Source organism: Vibrio rhodolitus (assembly GCF_003350325.1).
Taxonomy (GTDB): domain Bacteria; phylum Pseudomonadota; class Gammaproteobacteria; order Enterobacterales; family Vibrionaceae; genus Vibrio; species Vibrio rhodolitus.
Genome location: NZ_QLYZ01000019.1, coordinates 13,339 through 31,576, shown reverse-complemented (window position 1 = coordinate 31,576; position 18,238 = coordinate 13,339). Strand labels below are relative to the sequence as shown.

The window sequence follows — 18,238 nt, the reverse complement described above, 5'->3', positions numbered from 1 at the left end:
CACCGCGAGTTGGCTCTTAATCGGTCATTACGTTATAGGAGTTATTCGATGAAAAAACCTTTGCTTGTCTTAACCGCCCTATCGCTAAGCTTAAGTTCTATCATCACATCTTTACCCGCCACTGCCGCACTTCCACTTGCGGTAAACGGCGAACAACTTCCAAGCCTGGCGCCAATGCTAGAAAAAGTCACCCCAGCGGTAGTCAGCATTGATGTCGAAGGCACACAAGTCTCGCGCCAGCAAATTCCAGAACAGTTCCGCTTTTTCTTCGGTCCGGACTTTCCTGCTGAGCAATTGCAAGAGCGCCCATTTAGAGGCTTAGGCTCTGGGGTGATTGTCGATGCGAAAAAAGGCTATATCGTTACCAACTTCCACGTCATCAAAGGCGCTGAGAAAATTCGCGTTAAGCTGCATGACGGACGCGAGTACGATGCAGAGCTTATTGGTGGTGATGAAATGTCTGACATCGCCTTGCTCAAACTAGAAGAAGCCAAGAATCTGACTCAAATTGAACTTGCCGACTCTGATCAACTGCGCGTTGGCGATTTTAGTGTCGCTATCGGTAACCCATTTGGTCTAGGTCAAACCGTGACCTCAGGCATCGTCTCAGCGCTAGGTCGTAGCGGGCTGAATATCGAAAACTTCGAGAACTTTATCCAGACTGACGCAGCAATTAACAGCGGTAACTCTGGCGGTGCTCTGGTTAACCTTAATGGTGAACTCATCGGTATTAATACCGCGATTCTTGGTCCCAACGGTGGCAACGTCGGTATCGGCTTTGCTATTCCATCAAATATGATGAAGAACCTGACCGAGCAAATCCTAGAGTTTGGTGAAGTGAAACGCGGCATGCTCGGGGTTCAAGGCGGTGAAGTCACTTCTGAACTTGCCGAAGCACTTGGCTATGAGTCGAGCAAAGGTGCGTTTGTTAGCCAAGTGATGCCTGACAGCGCAGCTGAAAAAGCAGGCTTAAAAGCGGGTGATATCATCGTCTCAGTTAACGGTAAGGCAATCAGTACCTTCCATGAATTACGCGCCAAGATCGGCACGTTAGGCGCAGGCAAAGAGGTCGAACTTGGCATCTTGCGTGACGGTAAAGAAAAGAGCTTTGATGTGGTTCTTGGTGAACAAACCAACGTTAAAACCACCGCAGACAAATTGCATGAAGGTCTAGCAGGTGCAGAGCTCACCAACACCAATGCCAGCGACAAAGTCCAAGGGGTCAAGGTCACTTCAGTGGCAAAAGGCTCACCGGCAGAAGGTTATCAGTTACAAAAAGATGACATCATCATCGGCGTCAACCGCCAGCGAGTGAAGAATCTTGCTGAGTTCCGTGCGATTGTCGAAAAACACAAAGGGGTTCTGGCACTAAATATTCAACGTGCTGACCGCACCATCTACCTCGTTGTGCGTTAAATTTGACAAAGCACGCTATTAATTAACAAGGACAGCGGAGAAATTCGCTGTCTTTTTTATATAATGCTATCCTTCTGATTTTGTTCTATCTGTGATTAATTTGGGGAAGGTATGCTCGGTTTTCTTTTGCGTTCAGTGGGACTTGGTCTCGCAACAGCAGCACTGCTGTTGGTAGCGGTTCCATCACTACGCACCAAGGTACTCCCTGAAAATATCACGCAGCCAATCAGTGATATCACTTCACTGCAGCTCTCTTTCAATGATGCGGTGCGCAAAGCTGCCCCTGCGGTAGTCAACATCTATAGCCGCAAATACACCGAAGAAGATCGCTCGAAACTGCTCACTCAAGGACTGGGGTCTGGAGTTATTGTCAGTGAAAAAGGCTATATCATCACTAACTACCACGTTGTCGCGCAAGCCGACCAAATCATCGTTGCATTGCAAGATGGACGCGTCGCCGCCGCGCAATTAGTGGGTAAAGATCGTCGTACCGACATTGCCGTGCTGCGCATTGAAGGCAGCAACCTCCCAGTGATCCCACTAAACCCTGATTACAAAGCCAAAGTGGGCGATGTAGTACTGGCGATCGGTAACCCATACAACCTTGGGCAAACCACGACCTTTGGTATTATCTCAGCTACTGGCCGCTCTTCTATCAGTGCCGGTGGACGTCAGGCGTTTATCCAAACCGATGCGGCAATTAATGAAGGTAACTCTGGTGGCGCTTTGGTCAATACTCGCGGAGAGCTAGTGGGCATTAACACCGCCTCATTCCAGCAAGCCACCGACTTAGAAACCTATGGGATCTCTTTTGCTATCCCATACTCGTTGGCTAACCTGATCATGAACAAAATCATCGCCGACGGTCGTGTGATCCGTGGCTATATCGGGGTTGATGGGCAAGATATTACTTCGGTCGCCGCGCGCCTACTTGGCAATGAGCACCTTGGTGGCATTATTGTACTCGGAGTTGATCCTAATGGTCCTGCTGCTGAAGCAGGTTTTCAGGCGCAAGATATTATCTTGAAAATTGATGGGCAAAAAATTAACGGTCGACAAAGCGTGATGGAGATTGTCACCGAACTGCGCCCTGGAACCACGGTAGATATTTTAGTGCTGAGAAAAGGTGAAGAGCTCACCATTCCGGTTACCGTCGCAGAAGATACGCGCGAATAGTTTCGCAAATAGCTTCTTGGATGACCACGAGCGTAAAAAGTCACCTTTCTTCAGCTCATTAAACAGATAAAAAAACCAGCCTAAGGCTGGTTTTTTTATACTTATTCGCTCGCGCTTTCTTCACTCGGCTCATCGCCAGAGTCAATCTCTATGCGCGTAACACGCTGTAAGCCACGAGGCAACAGAGCACCACGACGACCACGCTCGCCACGGAAGTTTTCAAGATCTGACGGTTTCAAGCCTAACTTGCGTTTACCTGCATACAAGGTAATTGAGCAATCTTTTGGAATTGAAATCAGATGCGAGACAATTTCTTCACGCTCTTTCGCTTTCGCTGCCGGAATATTGATGATCTTGTTGCCCTTACCTTTACCAAGTTGTGGCAGTTCCTTAATTGGGAATAGCAACATACGACCTTGGTTAGTAATGGCTAAGATTTCATCACTGTCCAAATCACTGATGGTTTGCGGCGTCATAACTTGCGAGTTTTGCGGCAGAGTCACCAGCGCTTTACCACTGCGGTTTTTCGACAACAGTTCGCTACCTTTACACACAAAGCCATAACCAGCGTCAGAGCCAATCAGCCACAATTGAGCCTCTTCACCCATGATCACTTGGCGAACTGAAGTGCCAGCCGCAACATTTAAGCGACCAGTGATCGGCTCACCCTGACTACGTGCCGATGGTAGTGAGTGTGACTCAAGCGAGTAACTACGACCATCACTGCCCAAGAATACCGCTTGTTGATTGCTCTTACCGCGAGCATGGGCGAGGTATTGGTCACCCGACTTGTAACTCAAGCCTTCGGCATCAACGTCGTGCCCTTTCGCATGACGGATCCAGCCTTTTTCTGACAATACAACGGTAATTGGTTCACTTGGTACCAAATCACGCTCTGTCAGTGCTTTCGCTTCCGCACGTTCCACCAGCGGAGAACGACGATCGTCACCGTATTTCTCGGCGTCCGCTTTGATCTCTTTTTTCAGCAGCGTGTTCAGACGGCGCTCAGAACCAAGTAGCTGTTCTAGCTTCTCACGCTCTTTCTCTAGCTCGTCTTGTTCGCCACGGATCTTCATCTCTTCCAGTTTGGCAAGATGACGAAGTTTGGTATCAAGAATCGCGTCAGCTTGAATATCCGTGATGCCAAAGCGCGCCATCAGCACAGCTTTTGGATCATCTTCGGTACGGATGATTTCAATCACTTCGTCTAGGTTGAGATAAGCAACCAACAAACCTTCTAAGATGTGCAGACGTGCTAGCACTTTATCTAGACGGTATTGCAGACGACGCGTCACAGTCGAACGGCGGAACTCAATCCACTCAGACAGAATTTGCACAAGACCTTTAACTTGTGGACGATCGTTTAAACCGATCATGTTCAAGTTAACACGGAAGCTCTTTTCCAAATCGGTCGAAGCAAACAGGTGGTTCATCAACTGATCGCAATCAACACGGTTTGAACGCGGCACCACAACGATACGGGTTGGGTTCTCGTGATCCGATTCATCGCGTAAGTCTTCTACCATTGGCAGTTTCTTCGCACGCATCTGGTTGGCGATCTGCTCAAGCAGTTTTGCACCTGACGTTTGGTGTGGCAGAGCGGTGATAACAATATCAGAGCCCTCTTTGTGCCACACTGCACGCATCTTGATGCTGCCGCGACCTGTGCGGTAAATTTTTTCGATTTCCGCTTGAGGCGAAGTGATTTCCGCTTCTGTTGGGTAATCCGGACCTTTCACAAATTGCATCACATCCGCCAACTCCGCTTTCGGGTTGTCGATCATGTGAATTGTTGCTTCTGCCACTTCACGTACGTTATGAGGTGGAATGTCAGTCGCCATACCAACTGCGATACCCGTTACGCCGTTAAGCAGGATATGCGGCAGACGTGCTGGCAACATTTGCGGCTCTTTCATTGTGCCATCAAAGTTTGGTTGCCACTCCACCGTGCCTTGACCCAACTCACCTAGCAGTACTTCGGCAAACTTAGACAGTTTAGCTTCGGTATAACGCATTGCCGCGAATGATTTCGGATCATCTGGCGCACCCCAGTTACCTTGACCATCTACCAGTGGATAGCGGTAAGAGAACGGCTGAGCCATCAATACCATTGCTTCATAACAAGCAGAGTCACCGTGCGGGTGGTATTTACCCAGCACGTCACCAACGGTACGTGCTGACTTTTTGTATTTTGCTGATGCCGAAAGACCAAGCTCCGACATCGCGTAGATAATACGACGTTGAACCGGTTTTAAGCCGTCGCCAATGTATGGCAACGCACGGTCCATGATTACGTACATCGAGTAGTTTAGATAAGCGTCTTCAGTGAACTTGCGCATCGGCAACTGTTCAACGCCATCATAAGTGATTTCTGTAGACATCCGTTAAACCTCTGCCATATCGCCGTTGTTTTGAAGCCATGCGCGACGATCATCTGCACGCTTCTTACCAAGCAGCATATCCATCATCTCCATGGTCGCGTCACTATCATCGATAGTCAGCTGAACCAAGCGACGAGTGTTAGGATCCATGGTCGTTTCACGCAATTGCAGTGGGTTCATCTCACCTAGACCTTTGAATCGCTGTACGTTGATCTTGGCTTTCTTCTTCGATAGACGCTCCAACACGCCTTCTTTCTCATCGTCATCAAGGGCATAGAAGACTTCTTTACCGCAATCGATACGATATAGAGGTGGCATCGCTACATAGATATGACCAGCTTCAACTAGAGCTCGGAAGTGACGAGTAAACAGCGCACACAGTAGCGTAGCGATATGTAGACCGTCCGAGTCCGCATCGGCTAGGATACAGATTTTACCGTAACGTAGGCTCTCTAGGTTGTCGCTGTCTGGGTCGATACCCAAAGCAACTGAGATATCGTGCACTTCTTGTGAAGCGAGTACCTGATCGGCAGAGACTTCCCAAGTATTGAGGATCTTACCGCGCAGTGGCATCACCGCTTGGAACTCACGATCGCGCGCTTGCTTCGCCGAACCGCCCGCCGAGTCCCCTTCCACAAAGAAGATTTCGGTGCGATTTAAGTCTTGTACTGAACAGTCTGTTAGCTTGCCTGGCAACGCAGGGCCTGAAGCCACTTTCTTACGTACCACTTTTTTGCTGGCGCGCATACGACGATGGGCATTAGCAATACACACTTCTGCCAGTTGTTCAGCCAACTGCGGTTTCTCATTTAGCCATAAGCTAAAGACATCTTTAACCACACCCGAGACAAACGCAGCGGTTTGGCGCGAAGAAAGACGCTCTTTGGTTTGACCGGCAAATTGCGGATCTTGCATCTTGACTGACAGTACGTATGAACAGCGGTCAAAGACGTCATCACCAGTCAACTTCACGCCACGTGGTAGCAAGTTGCGGAATTCACAGAACTCTCGCATTGCATCCAACAAGCCTTGGCGCAGACCGTTAACGTGGGTACCACCTTGGGCTGTCGGGATCAGGTTTACATAACTCTCGGTGATCATTTCGCCGCCTTCTGGCTGCCAAATTACCGCCCAGTTAGCCGCTTCGGTTTCCGCCGAGAATTCGCCTGTAAATGGCTCTTCAGGCAGCAGGGTGTAACCTTTTACCCCTTCAGCAAGATAGTCTTTAAGACCATCTTCGTAGTACCACTGATAGTCGTTTCCGTTCACTTTATCAGTGAAGGTGATCTCTAGCCCCGGACACAGTACCGCTTTAGCACGTAGGTTGTTAACCAAACGGGTTACCGAGAAATTCGCTGAGTCAAAGTACTTAGCATCTGGCCAGAAATGTACGCTGGTACCGCGATTACGACGACCACAAGTACCGGTTACCGTTAGGTCTGATACTTTATCACCGTGCTCAAACGCGATTTCGTAAACTTGACCATCACGTCTTACCGTAACTTCAACACGCTTTGACAGTGCGTTTACTACCGAGATACCTACCCCGTGTAGACCACCTGAGAATTGGTAGTTCTTATTAGAGAACTTACCACCAGCGTGAAGTTTACAAAGGATAAGTTCTACGCCTGAAACTTTTTCTTCAGGGTGGATATCAACAGGCATACCACGGCCATCATCGATGACTTCTAGAGACTGGTCTGCATGCAGAATCACTTGTACCTTAGAGGCATGTCCGGCAAGCGCTTCATCGACACTGTTGTCGATGACTTCTTGACCCAAGTGGTTTGGGCGCGCTGTATCCGTATACATCCCTGGTCGGCGACGTACTGGCTCCAAGCCATTAAGAACCTCAATGGCTCCAGCATTATATTGTTCAGTCATAATACGGAAATTCGTTATGGAAATTGAATTGGTTACTTTGCAGGGCGGCGGTTAAACACCAACGATGTCGCAATAACTAGCGACAATTGCTGAATACTTCAGCGCATTTAAACTGCAATAGTATAGGGTGAACATAGTCTGGAAGAGACCTGTTCATGTCAAGCGAGATACGTAAGTAACGAGTAAATTTATGACTCTTCCCTCAATGAATGGCAATTTTTTGAACAAGTCACTAAGGGAAAATTCATCAGACAAATTATAGAGCTAAAAACTCGATAATCTGTTGCGGGTATCTTTCAAAGTCAACAAAGCTATGATCACCACCTGGTTCTACCGTCTGTTTCGACTGCGCGAACTTCTCTACCGCTTGGCGATAATCAAGCACTTCATCTTCGGTTTGCTGCAACAACCAAAAGTCACTCGGGTTGCTTAATTCTGCCACATCGAGGGCTTTCAACTCATCAATATGATGAGGCTCTAGTATATAGCGCTCGTGGGTATACGGGTTTTCTTGTTCGCCCAAATAATCAAGCAAGAGTTCATAGGGCTTAACTGCAGGGTTGACGACCACCGCTTTAAAGCCAAACTGACTGTTGAGCCAAGTCGACATATAGCCGCCTAATGAGCTCCCAACCAAGCCGATCTGATAATCATTGCGATACTGCTCAACCATGTCCAATAAACACTGCGCTGCTTGCTCAGGAAAACAAGGTAATTGCGGTACCACGACTTTGATATCAGTGCGATGCTGAGCACAGTACTCTTTCATCACATTAGCTTTATGCGACAACGGAGAGCTGTTGAATCCGTGAATATACAACAATAAAGAGGGTTTCATAGGGGTACTCTCTGACTATTGGTATCGTCAACGCAAATCATTGTGATACAAAATTGGGGCAACCCCCAACGGATTAGTAACCGTTGGAGTCAAAGTTTGGGGAAAATAAGCCTTCTTCTAAGCGTTTCACTCGGGTATCAAAACTACCATCGGCATGCAGTTCCAGTTCACGCCAACCAGGAGAACAGGTATCTAAGGCAAAATCATCGCTGTTCGGTTTAAACTGAACACAAGTTGATGGCGTGGCAATCACCGAGGCGCCATGATGCACTTTGTGCATATCTTGATGTACGTGACCGCAGAGGATCGCGCGGACGTTGCTGTGACGCTCAACAACTTGCCAAAACTGCTCAGCGTCTTTAAGCGTATGCTGATCTAGCCACGCACTGCCTACCAATAATGAATGGTGGTGGAGCAAGACTAATGAATGGCGCTCAGGGTACTCCGCGAGTTTTGTCTCAAGTAGGTCTAACTGCTGTTGGCTAAGGCGACCATGCGGCACGCCCTCGACTTGCGAATCGAGCAAGATCATTTGCCAATGCTTGCCAAGCAACTCATGCTCGACCTGAACGATTTGCTCAGACGGCAGTATCGTACTCATACTTGGTTTGTAATCGTGATTGCCCGGTAACCAATAACATGGTTTTTGTAGCGGTTTGATCCCGTCGGCGAAGCGTTGATAGGAGACGTCAGTATGATCCTGAGAGATGTCACCAGTCGCTAGAATAGCTTCAAATTCAAACGCTTCTTGCTGTACAGCATCAACCACAGCGTTAAAACTATCATTAGTACAAACGCTGAGCAGGCTGCCATCTTCCGCTTCAAACAGATGAGTATCGGTAATTTGTAGTAGCTTAATTGTGTCTTTCACTGTGGTGTTCGACGTTACTTTCAAAGTTAAAACCTAAATATTCAGCGGTGTGCGGCTGATTCCATGTCGTAAACAAAACGACAGCCAGTCACCTAGAAAACGGTTCAATTGTGCTTTTTCGTCTTTTTGAACCATTTTGTCATTCGGATAATCGTATCGAGCTTTTACTCGATTTAAGTATTCACTGCTACACACTTCTGCTACTCGAGCATCGTGATAAAGCCTGACAGACATTTTCGGCAATGGAAATATTGGAACGTCATCGCTTTGACAAATATCGACCAAAGTTGTGTACTTTGTGACTTCGCCCACTTGTATTTGGTACGACATACTGGCAGCTTGATAACAGCGCACATCACCGACACTTGGTTGCGTTGGCAACAAAGCGTTCAATTTGGCGTAGTTAGTCTCATACACTCGCATCAGTTCAGCCAAATCAACGTGATACGGTTTTCTGTTTGCTGCTATTGCCATTCTTTTCTTAAACGTTGGTAATTAAGCTGTAACCACTGCAATGCAATGATTGACGCCCCATTTTCAAATCTTCCATTCTCTACCCATTGGTAGGCTTGTTCGCGGCTCACCACGTGAACACGAATATCTTCACCTTCATAGTCTAAACCATGAACGCCATGTGCGGTTGAAGCATCCACTTCACCGACGAAAACATCCAGTCGTTCAGAACAGCCCCCTGAAGATGGGTAATAAGAGGTAACCTTTGCCAATTTGCCAATCGTAATGCCCGCTTCTTCAATTGCTTCGCGGCGTGCAACCTCTTCGGCGCTCTCGTTGGTATCGATAATGCCCGCGACAATTTCCAACTGCCAAGGCTGCGCATGTTCTAGCGCGCCAACTCGAATTTGCTCAACAAGTACCACGCGATCGGTTATAGGATCATACGGCAGTAACGCGGCGGCGTGTCCACGCTCGAACATTTCTCGCTCGATCACGTCACTCCAACCACCATTAAACAGTCTATGTTTAAAACGGTACTTCACCATCCGAAAAAAACCTTGGAACAAGGTCTCTTTTGAGACTATTTCGACATCATGTGTGGAAAACTGTGGTGAATCATTATTCGACTGTTGCATTTGGCACCTCTGGTAATGAACCATATAGTTTACTTATAGAGTTAGAGTTGTGCTATCGACGCAGCTCAACTTTTTGTACAAATCTTCTATTAAAATTTAAATTTCTCAGCTTTTTATTGCACAGCCGGACAATTATGTGTAAAAGAATGCAAAGTTTAGAATGAATTAGCGTCAATTTGAGTTAAACTCTTGTACAGCTAAACCCATAATTTTATCTAGCAGGAATCGAACCCATGAAAAAACTGCTTCCATTATTTATCAGTGCAGCGCTAGGTGGCCTTAGTACTTCTGCTTGGGCTGATACTCTGGCAGATATTTACAACCAAGCTAAAGAGAATGATCCAACACTTTTGAGTGCAGCCGCTACTCGAGATCGAGCATTTGAAGCGATCAACTCTTCTCGCGCAAGCTTACTACCAAAAATAGCTCTTTCAGCTGGTTACGACATTAGTCGTACTGAAAACAATAACATCAAGACTGATTCTGATGGTTGGAGAGCTGGTATAAACTTTACCCAAGAGCTTTACAATCGCTCAAGTTGGATCACGCTTGATACTGCTGAGAAAACGGCTCGCCAGGCAGATGCAGCTTATGCAGCAAGCCAACAAGGACTTATCTTACGTGTATCTCAAGCATACTTCGACGTACTACGTGCCCAAGATAATTTGGTTTTTGTTCGCGCAGAAAAAGCCGCAGTTGGTCGTCAGTTAGAGCAAACTAAACAGCGTTTTGAAGTGGGTTTATCAGCGATTACTGATGTGCATGATGCACAAGCTCAATACGATGCAGTACTAGCAGATGAAGTTTTAGCAGAGAACGATCTAGTTAACAGCTACGAAGGTCTACGCGAAATTACAGGTCAAGAACACGCAAACCTAGATGTTCTTGATACTAAGCGTTTCTCTGCCAGCAAAACAGCTCAAACTATCGATGCTTTGTTGTCTGAAGCACAACAAAAGAACCTAAGCCTATTATCGGCACGTATTTCTCAAGATATCGCTAAAGACAACATCTCAAATGCTAGCTCTGGTCATTTACCAACGCTAAACCTTACTGGCGGTTATTCCCTATCAGATATGGATAGCGATACCGACGGTTTGCCTAGCCATAATGCAGAAACAGACACACTAGCTTTAGGCTTACAGCTTGACGTCCCTCTGTATACCGGTGGTGCGGTTACCTCAGCAACCAAACAAGCTGAATTCGCTTATGTTGCAGCCAGCCAAGATTTAGAAAAAACTTACCGTAGCGTAGTTAAAGACGTTCGCGCATCAAATAACGATATCAGCGCTTCTATCGGTGCGCTACGCGCATTTGAACAGACGGTGATTTCTGCTGAATCAGCACTTGAGGCAACTGAAGCTGGTTTTGATGTAGGTACACGTACTATCGTTGACGTGCTAGACGCAACTCGTCGCCTATACGATGCGAATAAGAGCCTATCTAACGCTCGTTACAACTACATCTTAAGTGTGCTAAGCCTACGCCAAGCGGTAGGTACACTAAGCGAACAAGATATCCTTGATATCAACGCTGGTCTAAAAGCCGCGAAGTAACTCGCTGTTTTAGATATAAAAAAACCTGCTCAATGAGCAGGTTTTTTTTCGTCTTGCGTTTGAGGCAATGATTACTCTTGCTCGCGGAACACAACTAAGCGTTTCGGAGCGACGCGACCATTGTCATCAATTTGCGCAACACCGATAAAGAGCTTTTCTTCACCACTGGTCATACGAACCGTACCTTCTGCAGGAGAACCCGCCACTTGTACTGGCATACCATGTTGAACCAAATCAGTTAACTCGGCATTCATGTTCACTTCTGGTAGGTCTTCGACTGCGGTATCCATCGGTAGCAGCAGCGGATCAAGTAAATCGCGCGGCGCAACCTCTTCACGGTGTGCTTGCTCAAGCAATTCATTCAACTGCTCTAGCGTTACCATACGTTCGTATGGGTACTTCGCAACACCGGTACGGCGCAGCATAGTCACGTGAGCACCGCAGCCCAGCATCTCACCAAGATCATCAACGATAGTACGGATGTAAGTGCCTTTCGAGCAGTGTACTTCCATCTCAACTTCATCGCCTTCAAAGCGATGCAGTACGATTTCGTAGACGGTGATCTTGCGCGATTCACGCGGTACTTCAATGCCTTTACGTGCGTATTCGTACAAAGGCTTACCTTGGTACTTAAGCGCTGAGAACATTGATGGGACTTGATCAGATTCACCACGGAACTTGTCGATGCACGCTTCTAGCTTAGCCAGATCCACGTCGACTGGGCGAGTTTCAACCACTTCACCATCAGAGTCTGACGTATCCGTGCGCTCACCTAGTTTTGCAATCACGCGGTAGCGTTTATCTGAGTCCAGTAGGAACTGAGAGAACTTGGTCGCTTCACCTAGGCAAATTGGCAGCATGCCAGTTGCTAAAGGATCTAGAGCGCCAGTATGACCCGCTTTTTCTGCAAAGTAGATACGCTTTACTTTTTGTAGCGCATCGTTTGATGAAATACCGGTTGGCTTATCCAGTAGGATCACGCCATCAATAGGACGACCTTTGCGACGACGAGCCATTACTCTTCGTCCTCACGACCTGCATCTTTTTGCTTTTGCTTGTCGTTACTTACAACTTCAGTCACAAGGTTAGACATGCGCATACCTTCCACTAGGGTATTGTCGTAGTGGAAACGGATTTCAGGAGTAAGACGTAGACGAATACGCTTACCTAGCATCATGCGGATGTGAACTTCATGCTCGCGCAGTGCAGCAAGACATGATTCAGGCGTTTGCTCACCCACGCATAGGAAAGTAACAAATACTTTCGCGTAAGCAAGGTCACGAGATACTTCTACGTCTGAGATGGTTACCATACCTAGACGAGAATCACGAACTTCGCGTTGAAGGATCATTGCGAGTTCTTTTTGCAGCTGCTGTGCTACGCGCTGCGTGCGGCTAAATTCTTTTGACATAATTCTTCTCTTATATAGAAAGAATGGGGGGATGGTTAACCCAGCCCCCCATGGCGTATTCAACAACCAATCACTGCCCTAAGGCAATTTTAGTCAATTAATCCAGTGTACGTTTGATTTCCACTGTTTCGAATACTTCGATTTGGTCACCTGCGCGAACGTCATTGTAGTTCTTAACGCCGATACCACACTCGTAGCCATTCTTAACTTCAGCAACGTCGTCTTTAAAGCGACGTAGTGACTCAAGCTCACCTTCGTAGATTACTACGTTATCACGTAGAACACGGATAGGAGCATTACGCTTGATCACACCTTCAGTTACCATACAGCCAGCGATTGCGCCCAGTTTCGGTGACTTAAATACGTCACGTACTTCAGCAAGACCAATGATCTCTTGCTTGAATTCTGGAGCAAGCATACCGCCCATCGCTTGTTTAACTTCGTCGATTAGCTGGTAAATGATTGAGTAGTAACGTAGATCAACACTTGCTGCTTCAATTGCACGGCGCGCAGAAGCGTCAGCACGTACGTTAAAGCCAAGGATGATTGCGTTTGAAGCTTCAGCTAGTACTGCGTCAGTTTCAGTGATACCACCAACACCAGAACCTACGATGTTAACTTTAACTTCGTCAGTCGATAGTTTCAGTAGTGAGTCAGCGATTGCTTCTACAGAACCTTGTACGTCAGCTTTCAGTACTACGTTCAGTTCAGCAACTTCACCAGCAGCCATGTTCGCGAACATGTTCTCTAGTTTAGATTTCTGCTGACGAGCAAGTTTCACTTCACGGAACTTACCAGCACGGTAGTTAGCAACTTCACGCGCTTTACGCTCATCACGTACTACAGTCGCTTCGTCACCTGATGAAGGTACACCTGAAAGACCTAGGATCTCTACAGGGATAGAAGGACCAGCTTCGTTGATCTCTTGACCTAGTTCATCACGCATTGCACGTACACGGCCGTATTCTTGACCACATAGTACGATGTCGCCTTTGCGTAGTGTACCTGATTGAACAAGTACAGTTGCAACAGGACCACGACCTTTGTCTAGACGAGATTCAACAACAACACCAGACGCCATGCCTTCAGCAACAGCTGTCAGCTCTAGAACTTCTGATTGAAGAAGGATTGCTTCTAGAAGACCATCGATGTTTGTACCCTGTTTCGCAGAGATGTGAACGAACATGTTCTCACCGCCCCACTCCTCAGGAATAACGTCGTATTGAGCTAGCTCGTTTTTAACGTTATCTGGGTTCGCGTCTTCTTTATCGATCTTGTTCACAGCAACGATCAGCGGTACGCCCGCAGCTTTCGCGTGTTGAATCGCTTCTACAGTTTGTGGCATTACACCATCGTCTGCAGCAACTACTAGAACAACGATATCTGTCGCTTGAGCACCACGAGCACGCATTGCAGTAAACGCTGCGTGTCCAGGAGTATCAAGGAAGGTAATCATACCGTTCTCAGTTTCAACGTGGTATGCACCGATGTGCTGTGTGATACCGCCAGCTTCGCCTGAAGCAACGTGAGTACGACGGATGTAGTCAAGTGTTGACGTTTTACCGTGGTCAACGTGACCCATGATAGTCACAACTGGTGCACGTGGCACAGCTTCAGCGTTGCTATCACGATCGCTTAGTACCGCTTCTTCAAGTTCGTTTTCTTTGCGAAGAATTACCTTGTGACCCATTTCTTCTGCAACAAGCTGTGCAGTTTCTTGGTCGATCACTTGGTTGATAGTCGCCATAGCGCCCATCTTCATCATCACTTTGATAACTTCAGTTGCTTTTACAGACATCTTGTTTGCAAGCTCAGACAGTACGATCGTCTCACCAATCACAACGTCAGCTTTTGCTACCGCTGCTGTCTTATCGAAAGCTTGTTGCATTGAAGATGGCTTAGCCAACTTACCTTTTTGACGACCGCCTTTGCCACCACGTGCATTGCGACCGCCGCGCTCTTGATCATCAGTCTTAGAAGACATTTTCTTCTGTTTACGACGACGACTTGCGCCTTCTACTTTACGATCTGCTTCATCTTCGGCTTCACGTGCGTAACGTGAAGTCGTTACATGGTAATCTGTATTTTCCATATCACCCTTTTTCTCTTCTGCAGCAGACCAACGCTCTTGGTTCTTTTCAGCCATTTCGCGAGCTTCTTCAAGCTTGCGCTGACTTTCCTCTTCAGCCTTACGCTTGGCTTCTTCTTCCTGACGACGCTTAAGCTCGTCGGCCTCTTTTCGCGCTGCTTCTTGCTTAATTTTGTCTTCAGCACTGCGTTCAGCATTCGCTTTCTCTGCTTCTGCTTTACGCTGTGCATCCGCTTCACGCTTAGCTTTTTCTTCAGCTTCGCGTTTCGCTTTGTCTTCAGCTTCACGCTTAGCCGCTTCTTCAGCTTCGCGTTTAGCCGCTTCTTCTGCTTCACGCTTAGCTGCTTCTTCAGCTTCACGTTTAGCTTGATCTTCAATTGCACTGCGCTTCACGTAGGTACGTTTCTTGCGCACTTCAACTTGAACATCTTTACTCTTGCCGCCACCAGCGTTGACACTCAGTGTGCTACGAGTCTTACGTTGTAATGTAAGGCGTGTAGGCGCTGAGTCACCCGACGTATCGCCGTGTTCTTTTTTAAGATGGCTGAGAAGCTGTTGCTTCTCGCCTTCTGAAATCGCATCGCTGCTAGATTTTTTAATACCAGCGTCAGCAAGTTGTTCAATTAAGCGGTCAACTGGCGTACCAATCTCTTCACTCAGAGTTTTTACTGTTAGTTGTGTCATTCCGCTTCCTCCTTGCTGAATTATTATTCTTCGTCTCCGAACCAACAAATGTTACGTGCAGCCATGATTAGCTCACCAGCACGCTCTTCTGTTAATCCTTCGATACCTTCTAGATCATCGATACCTTGGTCTGCTAGGTCTTCAAGTGTTGCTACACCTTTCGCAGCCAGTTTGAATGCCATTTCACGTTCTAGACCTTCTAGACCCAATAGATCTTCAGCAGGCTCTAGACCTTCAAAAGATTCTTCTTGAGCAAGAGCAAGCGTTGTCAGTGCTTCTTTCGCACGGTTACGTAGCTCTTCGATCAGTTCTTCATTTAGACCGTCAACTTCTAGTAGCTCGCTTACTGGTACGTAAGCCACTTCTTCTAGAGTAGAGAAACCTTCTTCAACAAGCAGTTGAGCGAAGTCTTCTTCGATGTCTAGGTACTTCATGAAGTTTTCGATAGACGCTTGTGATTCTTCAGCGTGTTTCTTCTGAAGATCTTCTACTGTCATTACGTTTAGTTCCCAACCTGTTAGTTGAGATGCTAGACGAACGTTTTGACCGTTACGACCAATCGCTTGTGCTAGGTTATCAGCTTCAACTGCGATGTCCATCGCGTGCGCATCTTCATCAACGATGATTGATGCAACGTCAGCTGGCGCCATTGCGTTGATAACAAATTGCGCTGGGTTATCATCCCAAAGCACGATATCGATACGCTCACCACCAAGCTCGCCAGATACTGCTTGTACACGTGCACCACGCATACCTACACACGCGCCAACAGGGTCGATACGCTTGTCGTTAGTTTTCACTGCGATTTTCGCACGTGAACCTGGATCGCGAGCAGCACCTTTAAGTTCGATGATCTCTTCTGCGATTTCTGGCACTTCTACGCGGAACAGTTCTTGAAGCATTTCTGGCTTAGAACGAGTTACAAATAGTTGGAAACCACGCGCTTCTGGAGCAACTTTGTATAGAAGACCACGTACACGGTCGCCTGGACGGAAGTTTTCACGAGGAAGTTGGTCATCACGTAGGATTACCGCTTCTGCGTTGTTGCCTAGGTCTAGTACGATAGTTTCACGGTTTACTTTCTTAACTACGCCAGTTACTAGCTCGCCTTCGTTATCGATGAACTGTTCAACGATCTGTGCGCGCTCAGCTTCACGTACTTTTTGTACGATAACTTGTTTCGCAGTTTGAGTAGTAATACGGTCAAACGTTACTGATTCGATTTCGTCTTCAACGTAGTCGCCTAGCTGTACTGTTTCGTCGTCGAAACGAGCAGCTTCTAGAGAGATCTCTTTAGTTGGGAACTCAACTTCTTCAACGACTAACCAGCGACGGAAAGTTTCGAACTCACCGGTTTTACGGTCGATAGCAACGCGTACATCGATTTCGATTTCACGCTTTTTCTTAGTAGAAGTAGCTAGAGCGATTTCTAGTGCTTCGAAAATACGCTCGCGAGGTACCGCTTTCTCGTTCGATACTGCCTCTGCTACCGCTAAAATTTCTTTACTCATTTTATATAGCCTCTAAGCTTTTAATTTTTAGGGACCTAAAATTTAGGGATCAGGTTAGCTTTGGAAATGTTGCTTAACGCAAACTGCTCTTCGTTACCTTCAACAGTAACAGAGACGGTTTCACCATCAATAGAGTGAATAATACCTTTCCACTTACGACGGTTACCTACAGCCATCTTCAAAACGATGCTCACTTCATGACCAATAAATTGCTCATAGTGCGCAGCTTTAAATAGTGGTCTTTCTAGACCTGGTGAAGAAACCTCAAGGTTATAAGCCACTGAAATAGGATCTTCTACATCGAGTACAGCGCTTACTTGATGGCTAACTTCTGCACACGCGTCAACATTGATACCATTTTCGTGGTCAATATAGATACGTAGTGTTGAGTGCTCACCTGCACGAATAAATTCTAATCCAACTAGCTCATAGCCAATCGCCTCTACCGGCGCTTCAAGCATTTCAGTCAGTTGTCTTTCTAAACCAGTCATTTGAACCACTCCAGAAACAAAAAAAGGGCATAGAGCCCAATTTAAATTCCAAGCAAGATCTAAATTCTTGTTACAAAAATTTAGATAATAAAAAACCCCGATATAGTCGGGGTTTTTTATTGCTGGACCCTGATGTGTTAAACAGTAGCTGTTTAACTCGCAAAACGAAAGCAAAGCGTTCTGCGCAAACTTGACCTAATCCAGAGGATTGGTTGCGGGGGCCGGATTTGAACCGACGACCTTCGGGTTATGAGCCCGACGAGCTACCAAGCTGCTCCACCCCGCGTCCGACTTGTTGAGCATTATACGCTCAAACAAAGGTTTTACAAGTTTGTAAATCAATGGTGCCGAGAGAGGGACTCGAACCCTCACACCTAAGGCACTAGCACCTCATGCTAGCGTGTCTACCAATTTCACCATCTCGGCAGCGTAATCGCTTATTGCGGGATTTCCTCGCCTACAGGGGCTGGAACATCACTCGCTACATCATCAGCTGTTTGTTCGATAACTTGACCTTGAGTCGGGTCAACCCACTGAGACTCAGTTTTATGAGTTGACATGTTACCTAGTACTAGGCTGATAACAAAAAATACTGTTGCAAAAATTGCAGTCATTCGAGTTAGGAAATTACCTGAGCCGCTTGCGCCAAACACTGTGTTTGATGCGCCTGCACCGAATGAGGCTCCCATATCTGCGCCTTTACCTTGTTGAATCAACACGAGGCCGATTACACCAACCGCTGCCAACAGGTAAATCACAAGTAGAACTGAAAACATGTTGTCCACCTATGTTCCAAATTGTTAGGCCAGCGCCGCTCTAGTTTACTCCAGAACAAGGCT

General features: G+C 46.9%; 15 protein-coding genes and 2 tRNA genes. 3 read left to right on the top strand and 14 right to left on the bottom strand.

Going from position 1 to position 18,238, the window contains the following annotated elements; all coding sequences use genetic code 11:
* Positions 1 to 48 precede the first annotated feature (48 nt).
* Positions 49 to 1,416 carry a DegQ family serine endoprotease gene (locus DPF93_RS16310; protein WP_114767179.1) on the top strand — a complete coding sequence of 456 codons (1,368 nt, stop codon included), beginning with the start codon at positions 49 to 51 and terminating at the stop codon, positions 1,414 to 1,416.
* A 111-nt stretch (positions 1,417 to 1,527) separates the two neighbouring features.
* On the top strand, positions 1,528 to 2,592 hold the full coding sequence (gene degS, locus DPF93_RS16305) for an outer membrane-stress sensor serine endopeptidase DegS (protein ID WP_114767178.1): 1,065 nt from the start codon (positions 1,528 to 1,530) through the stop codon (positions 2,590 to 2,592).
* 101 nt (positions 2,593 to 2,693) lie between these two features.
* Here degS and parC read toward each other — a convergent pair whose 3' ends face one another.
* The 6 genes from parC to nudF form a co-directional block, all read right to left on the bottom strand.
* A complete protein-coding gene (gene parC, locus DPF93_RS16300) occupies positions 2,694 to 4,973 on the bottom strand; it encodes a DNA topoisomerase IV subunit A (protein WP_114767177.1) in 2,280 nt (759 codons plus the stop codon).
* Positions 4,974 to 4,976: 3 nt separating this feature from the next.
* Positions 4,977 to 6,857, bottom strand: coding sequence for a DNA topoisomerase IV subunit B (gene parE / locus DPF93_RS16295; RefSeq protein WP_114767176.1), 1,881 nt, complete (start codon positions 6,855 to 6,857; stop codon positions 4,977 to 4,979).
* Between the two features lie 256 nt (positions 6,858 to 7,113).
* Complete coding sequence (yqiA, locus tag DPF93_RS16290) at positions 7,114 to 7,695, bottom strand: esterase YqiA (protein ID WP_114767175.1); 582 nt, start codon at positions 7,693 to 7,695, stop codon at positions 7,114 to 7,116.
* A gap of 73 nt (positions 7,696 to 7,768) precedes the next feature.
* A complete protein-coding gene (cpdA, locus tag DPF93_RS16285; RefSeq protein ID WP_114767174.1) occupies positions 7,769 to 8,590 on the bottom strand; it encodes a 3',5'-cyclic-AMP phosphodiesterase in 822 nt (273 codons plus the stop codon).
* A 9-nt stretch (positions 8,591 to 8,599) separates the two neighbouring features.
* Complete coding sequence (locus DPF93_RS16280; protein WP_114767173.1) at positions 8,600 to 9,040, bottom strand: DUF1249 family protein; 441 nt, start codon at positions 9,038 to 9,040, stop codon at positions 8,600 to 8,602.
* Entirely contained in the window at positions 9,031 to 9,657 is a 627-nt protein-coding gene (nudF, locus tag DPF93_RS16275; RefSeq protein WP_114767172.1) for an ADP-ribose diphosphatase, read from the bottom strand. Before nudF ends, DPF93_RS16280 begins: the two co-directional genes overlap by 10 nt.
* Before the next feature lie 233 nt (positions 9,658 to 9,890).
* Between nudF and tolC the strand changes: the two genes are divergently transcribed.
* Positions 9,891 to 11,213 (top strand): outer membrane channel protein TolC, encoded by a 1,323-nt coding sequence (tolC, locus tag DPF93_RS16270; RefSeq protein ID WP_114767171.1) that lies wholly within the window; start codon positions 9,891 to 9,893, stop codon positions 11,211 to 11,213.
* A 71-nt stretch (positions 11,214 to 11,284) separates the two neighbouring features.
* Here tolC and truB read toward each other — a convergent pair whose 3' ends face one another.
* The 8 genes from truB to secG form a co-directional block, all read right to left on the bottom strand.
* On the bottom strand, positions 11,285 to 12,229 hold the full coding sequence (gene truB, locus DPF93_RS16265; RefSeq protein WP_114767170.1) for a tRNA pseudouridine(55) synthase TruB: 945 nt from the start codon (positions 12,227 to 12,229) through the stop codon (positions 11,285 to 11,287).
* The gene (rbfA, locus tag DPF93_RS16260; RefSeq protein WP_075649319.1) at positions 12,229 to 12,624 is read right to left on the bottom strand and encodes a 30S ribosome-binding factor RbfA; all 396 of its coding nucleotides are present in this window, start codon (positions 12,622 to 12,624) and stop codon (positions 12,229 to 12,231) included. Before rbfA ends, truB begins: the two co-directional genes overlap by 1 nt.
* 97 nt (positions 12,625 to 12,721) lie before the next feature.
* On the bottom strand, positions 12,722 to 15,397 hold the full coding sequence (gene infB / locus DPF93_RS16255; RefSeq protein ID WP_114767169.1) for a translation initiation factor IF-2: 2,676 nt from the start codon (positions 15,395 to 15,397) through the stop codon (positions 12,722 to 12,724).
* A gap of 23 nt (positions 15,398 to 15,420) precedes the next feature.
* Positions 15,421 to 16,908 carry a transcription termination factor NusA gene (nusA, locus tag DPF93_RS16250; protein ID WP_114767168.1) on the bottom strand — a complete coding sequence of 496 codons (1,488 nt, stop codon included), beginning with the start codon at positions 16,906 to 16,908 and terminating at the stop codon, positions 15,421 to 15,423.
* Between the two features lie 35 nt (positions 16,909 to 16,943).
* Positions 16,944 to 17,399: a ribosome maturation factor RimP gene (gene rimP, locus DPF93_RS16245; RefSeq protein ID WP_114767167.1), complete on the bottom strand. Its 456-nt coding sequence runs from the start codon at positions 17,397 to 17,399 to the stop codon at positions 16,944 to 16,946.
* Positions 17,400 to 17,608: 209 nt separating this feature from the next.
* Positions 17,609 to 17,685: transfer RNA gene (locus tag DPF93_RS16240), tRNA-Met, on the bottom strand.
* A gap of 56 nt (positions 17,686 to 17,741) precedes the next feature.
* Positions 17,742 to 17,825, bottom strand: a tRNA-Leu gene (locus DPF93_RS16235).
* A gap of 11 nt (positions 17,826 to 17,836) precedes the next feature.
* Positions 17,837 to 18,175 (bottom strand): preprotein translocase subunit SecG, encoded by a 339-nt coding sequence (secG, locus tag DPF93_RS16230; RefSeq protein ID WP_075649439.1) that lies wholly within the window; start codon positions 18,173 to 18,175, stop codon positions 17,837 to 17,839.
* Positions 18,176 to 18,238 lie beyond the last annotated feature (63 nt).

Bases quoted from the DNA above. Each gene is read 5' to 3' on its own strand.
- nudF (WP_114767172.1), bottom strand. From the start codon at position 9,657: ATGCAACAGTCGAATAATGATTCACCACAGTTTTCCACACATGATGTC.
- parC (WP_114767177.1), bottom strand. From the start codon at position 4,973: ATGTCTACAGAAATCACTTATGATGGCGTTGAACAGTTGCCGATGCGC.
- degS (WP_114767178.1), top strand. From the start codon at position 1,528: ATGCTCGGTTTTCTTTTGCGTTCAGTGGGACTTGGTCTCGCAACAGCA.
- DPF93_RS16310 (WP_114767179.1), top strand. From the start codon at position 49: ATGAAAAAACCTTTGCTTGTCTTAACCGCCCTATCGCTAAGCTTAAGT.
- DPF93_RS16280 (WP_114767173.1), bottom strand. From the start codon at position 9,040: ATGGCAATAGCAGCAAACAGAAAACCGTATCACGTTGATTTGGCTGAA.
- rimP (WP_114767167.1), bottom strand. From the start codon at position 17,399: ATGACTGGTTTAGAAAGACAACTGACTGAAATGCTTGAAGCGCCGGTA.
- nusA (WP_114767168.1), bottom strand. From the start codon at position 16,908: ATGAGTAAAGAAATTTTAGCGGTAGCAGAGGCAGTATCGAACGAGAAA.
- rbfA (WP_075649319.1), bottom strand. From the start codon at position 12,624: ATGTCAAAAGAATTTAGCCGCACGCAGCGCGTAGCACAGCAGCTGCAA.
- yqiA (WP_114767175.1), bottom strand. From the start codon at position 7,695: ATGAAACCCTCTTTATTGTTGTATATTCACGGATTCAACAGCTCTCCG.
- truB (WP_114767170.1), bottom strand. From the start codon at position 12,229: ATGGCTCGTCGTCGCAAAGGTCGTCCTATTGATGGCGTGATCCTACTG.
- secG (WP_075649439.1), bottom strand. From the start codon at position 18,175: ATGTTTTCAGTTCTACTTGTGATTTACCTGTTGGCAGCGGTTGGTGTA.
- infB (WP_114767169.1), bottom strand. From the start codon at position 15,397: ATGACACAACTAACAGTAAAAACTCTGAGTGAAGAGATTGGTACGCCA.
- tolC (WP_114767171.1), top strand. From the start codon at position 9,891: ATGAAAAAACTGCTTCCATTATTTATCAGTGCAGCGCTAGGTGGCCTT.
- parE (WP_114767176.1), bottom strand. From the start codon at position 6,857: ATGACTGAACAATATAATGCTGGAGCCATTGAGGTTCTTAATGGCTTG.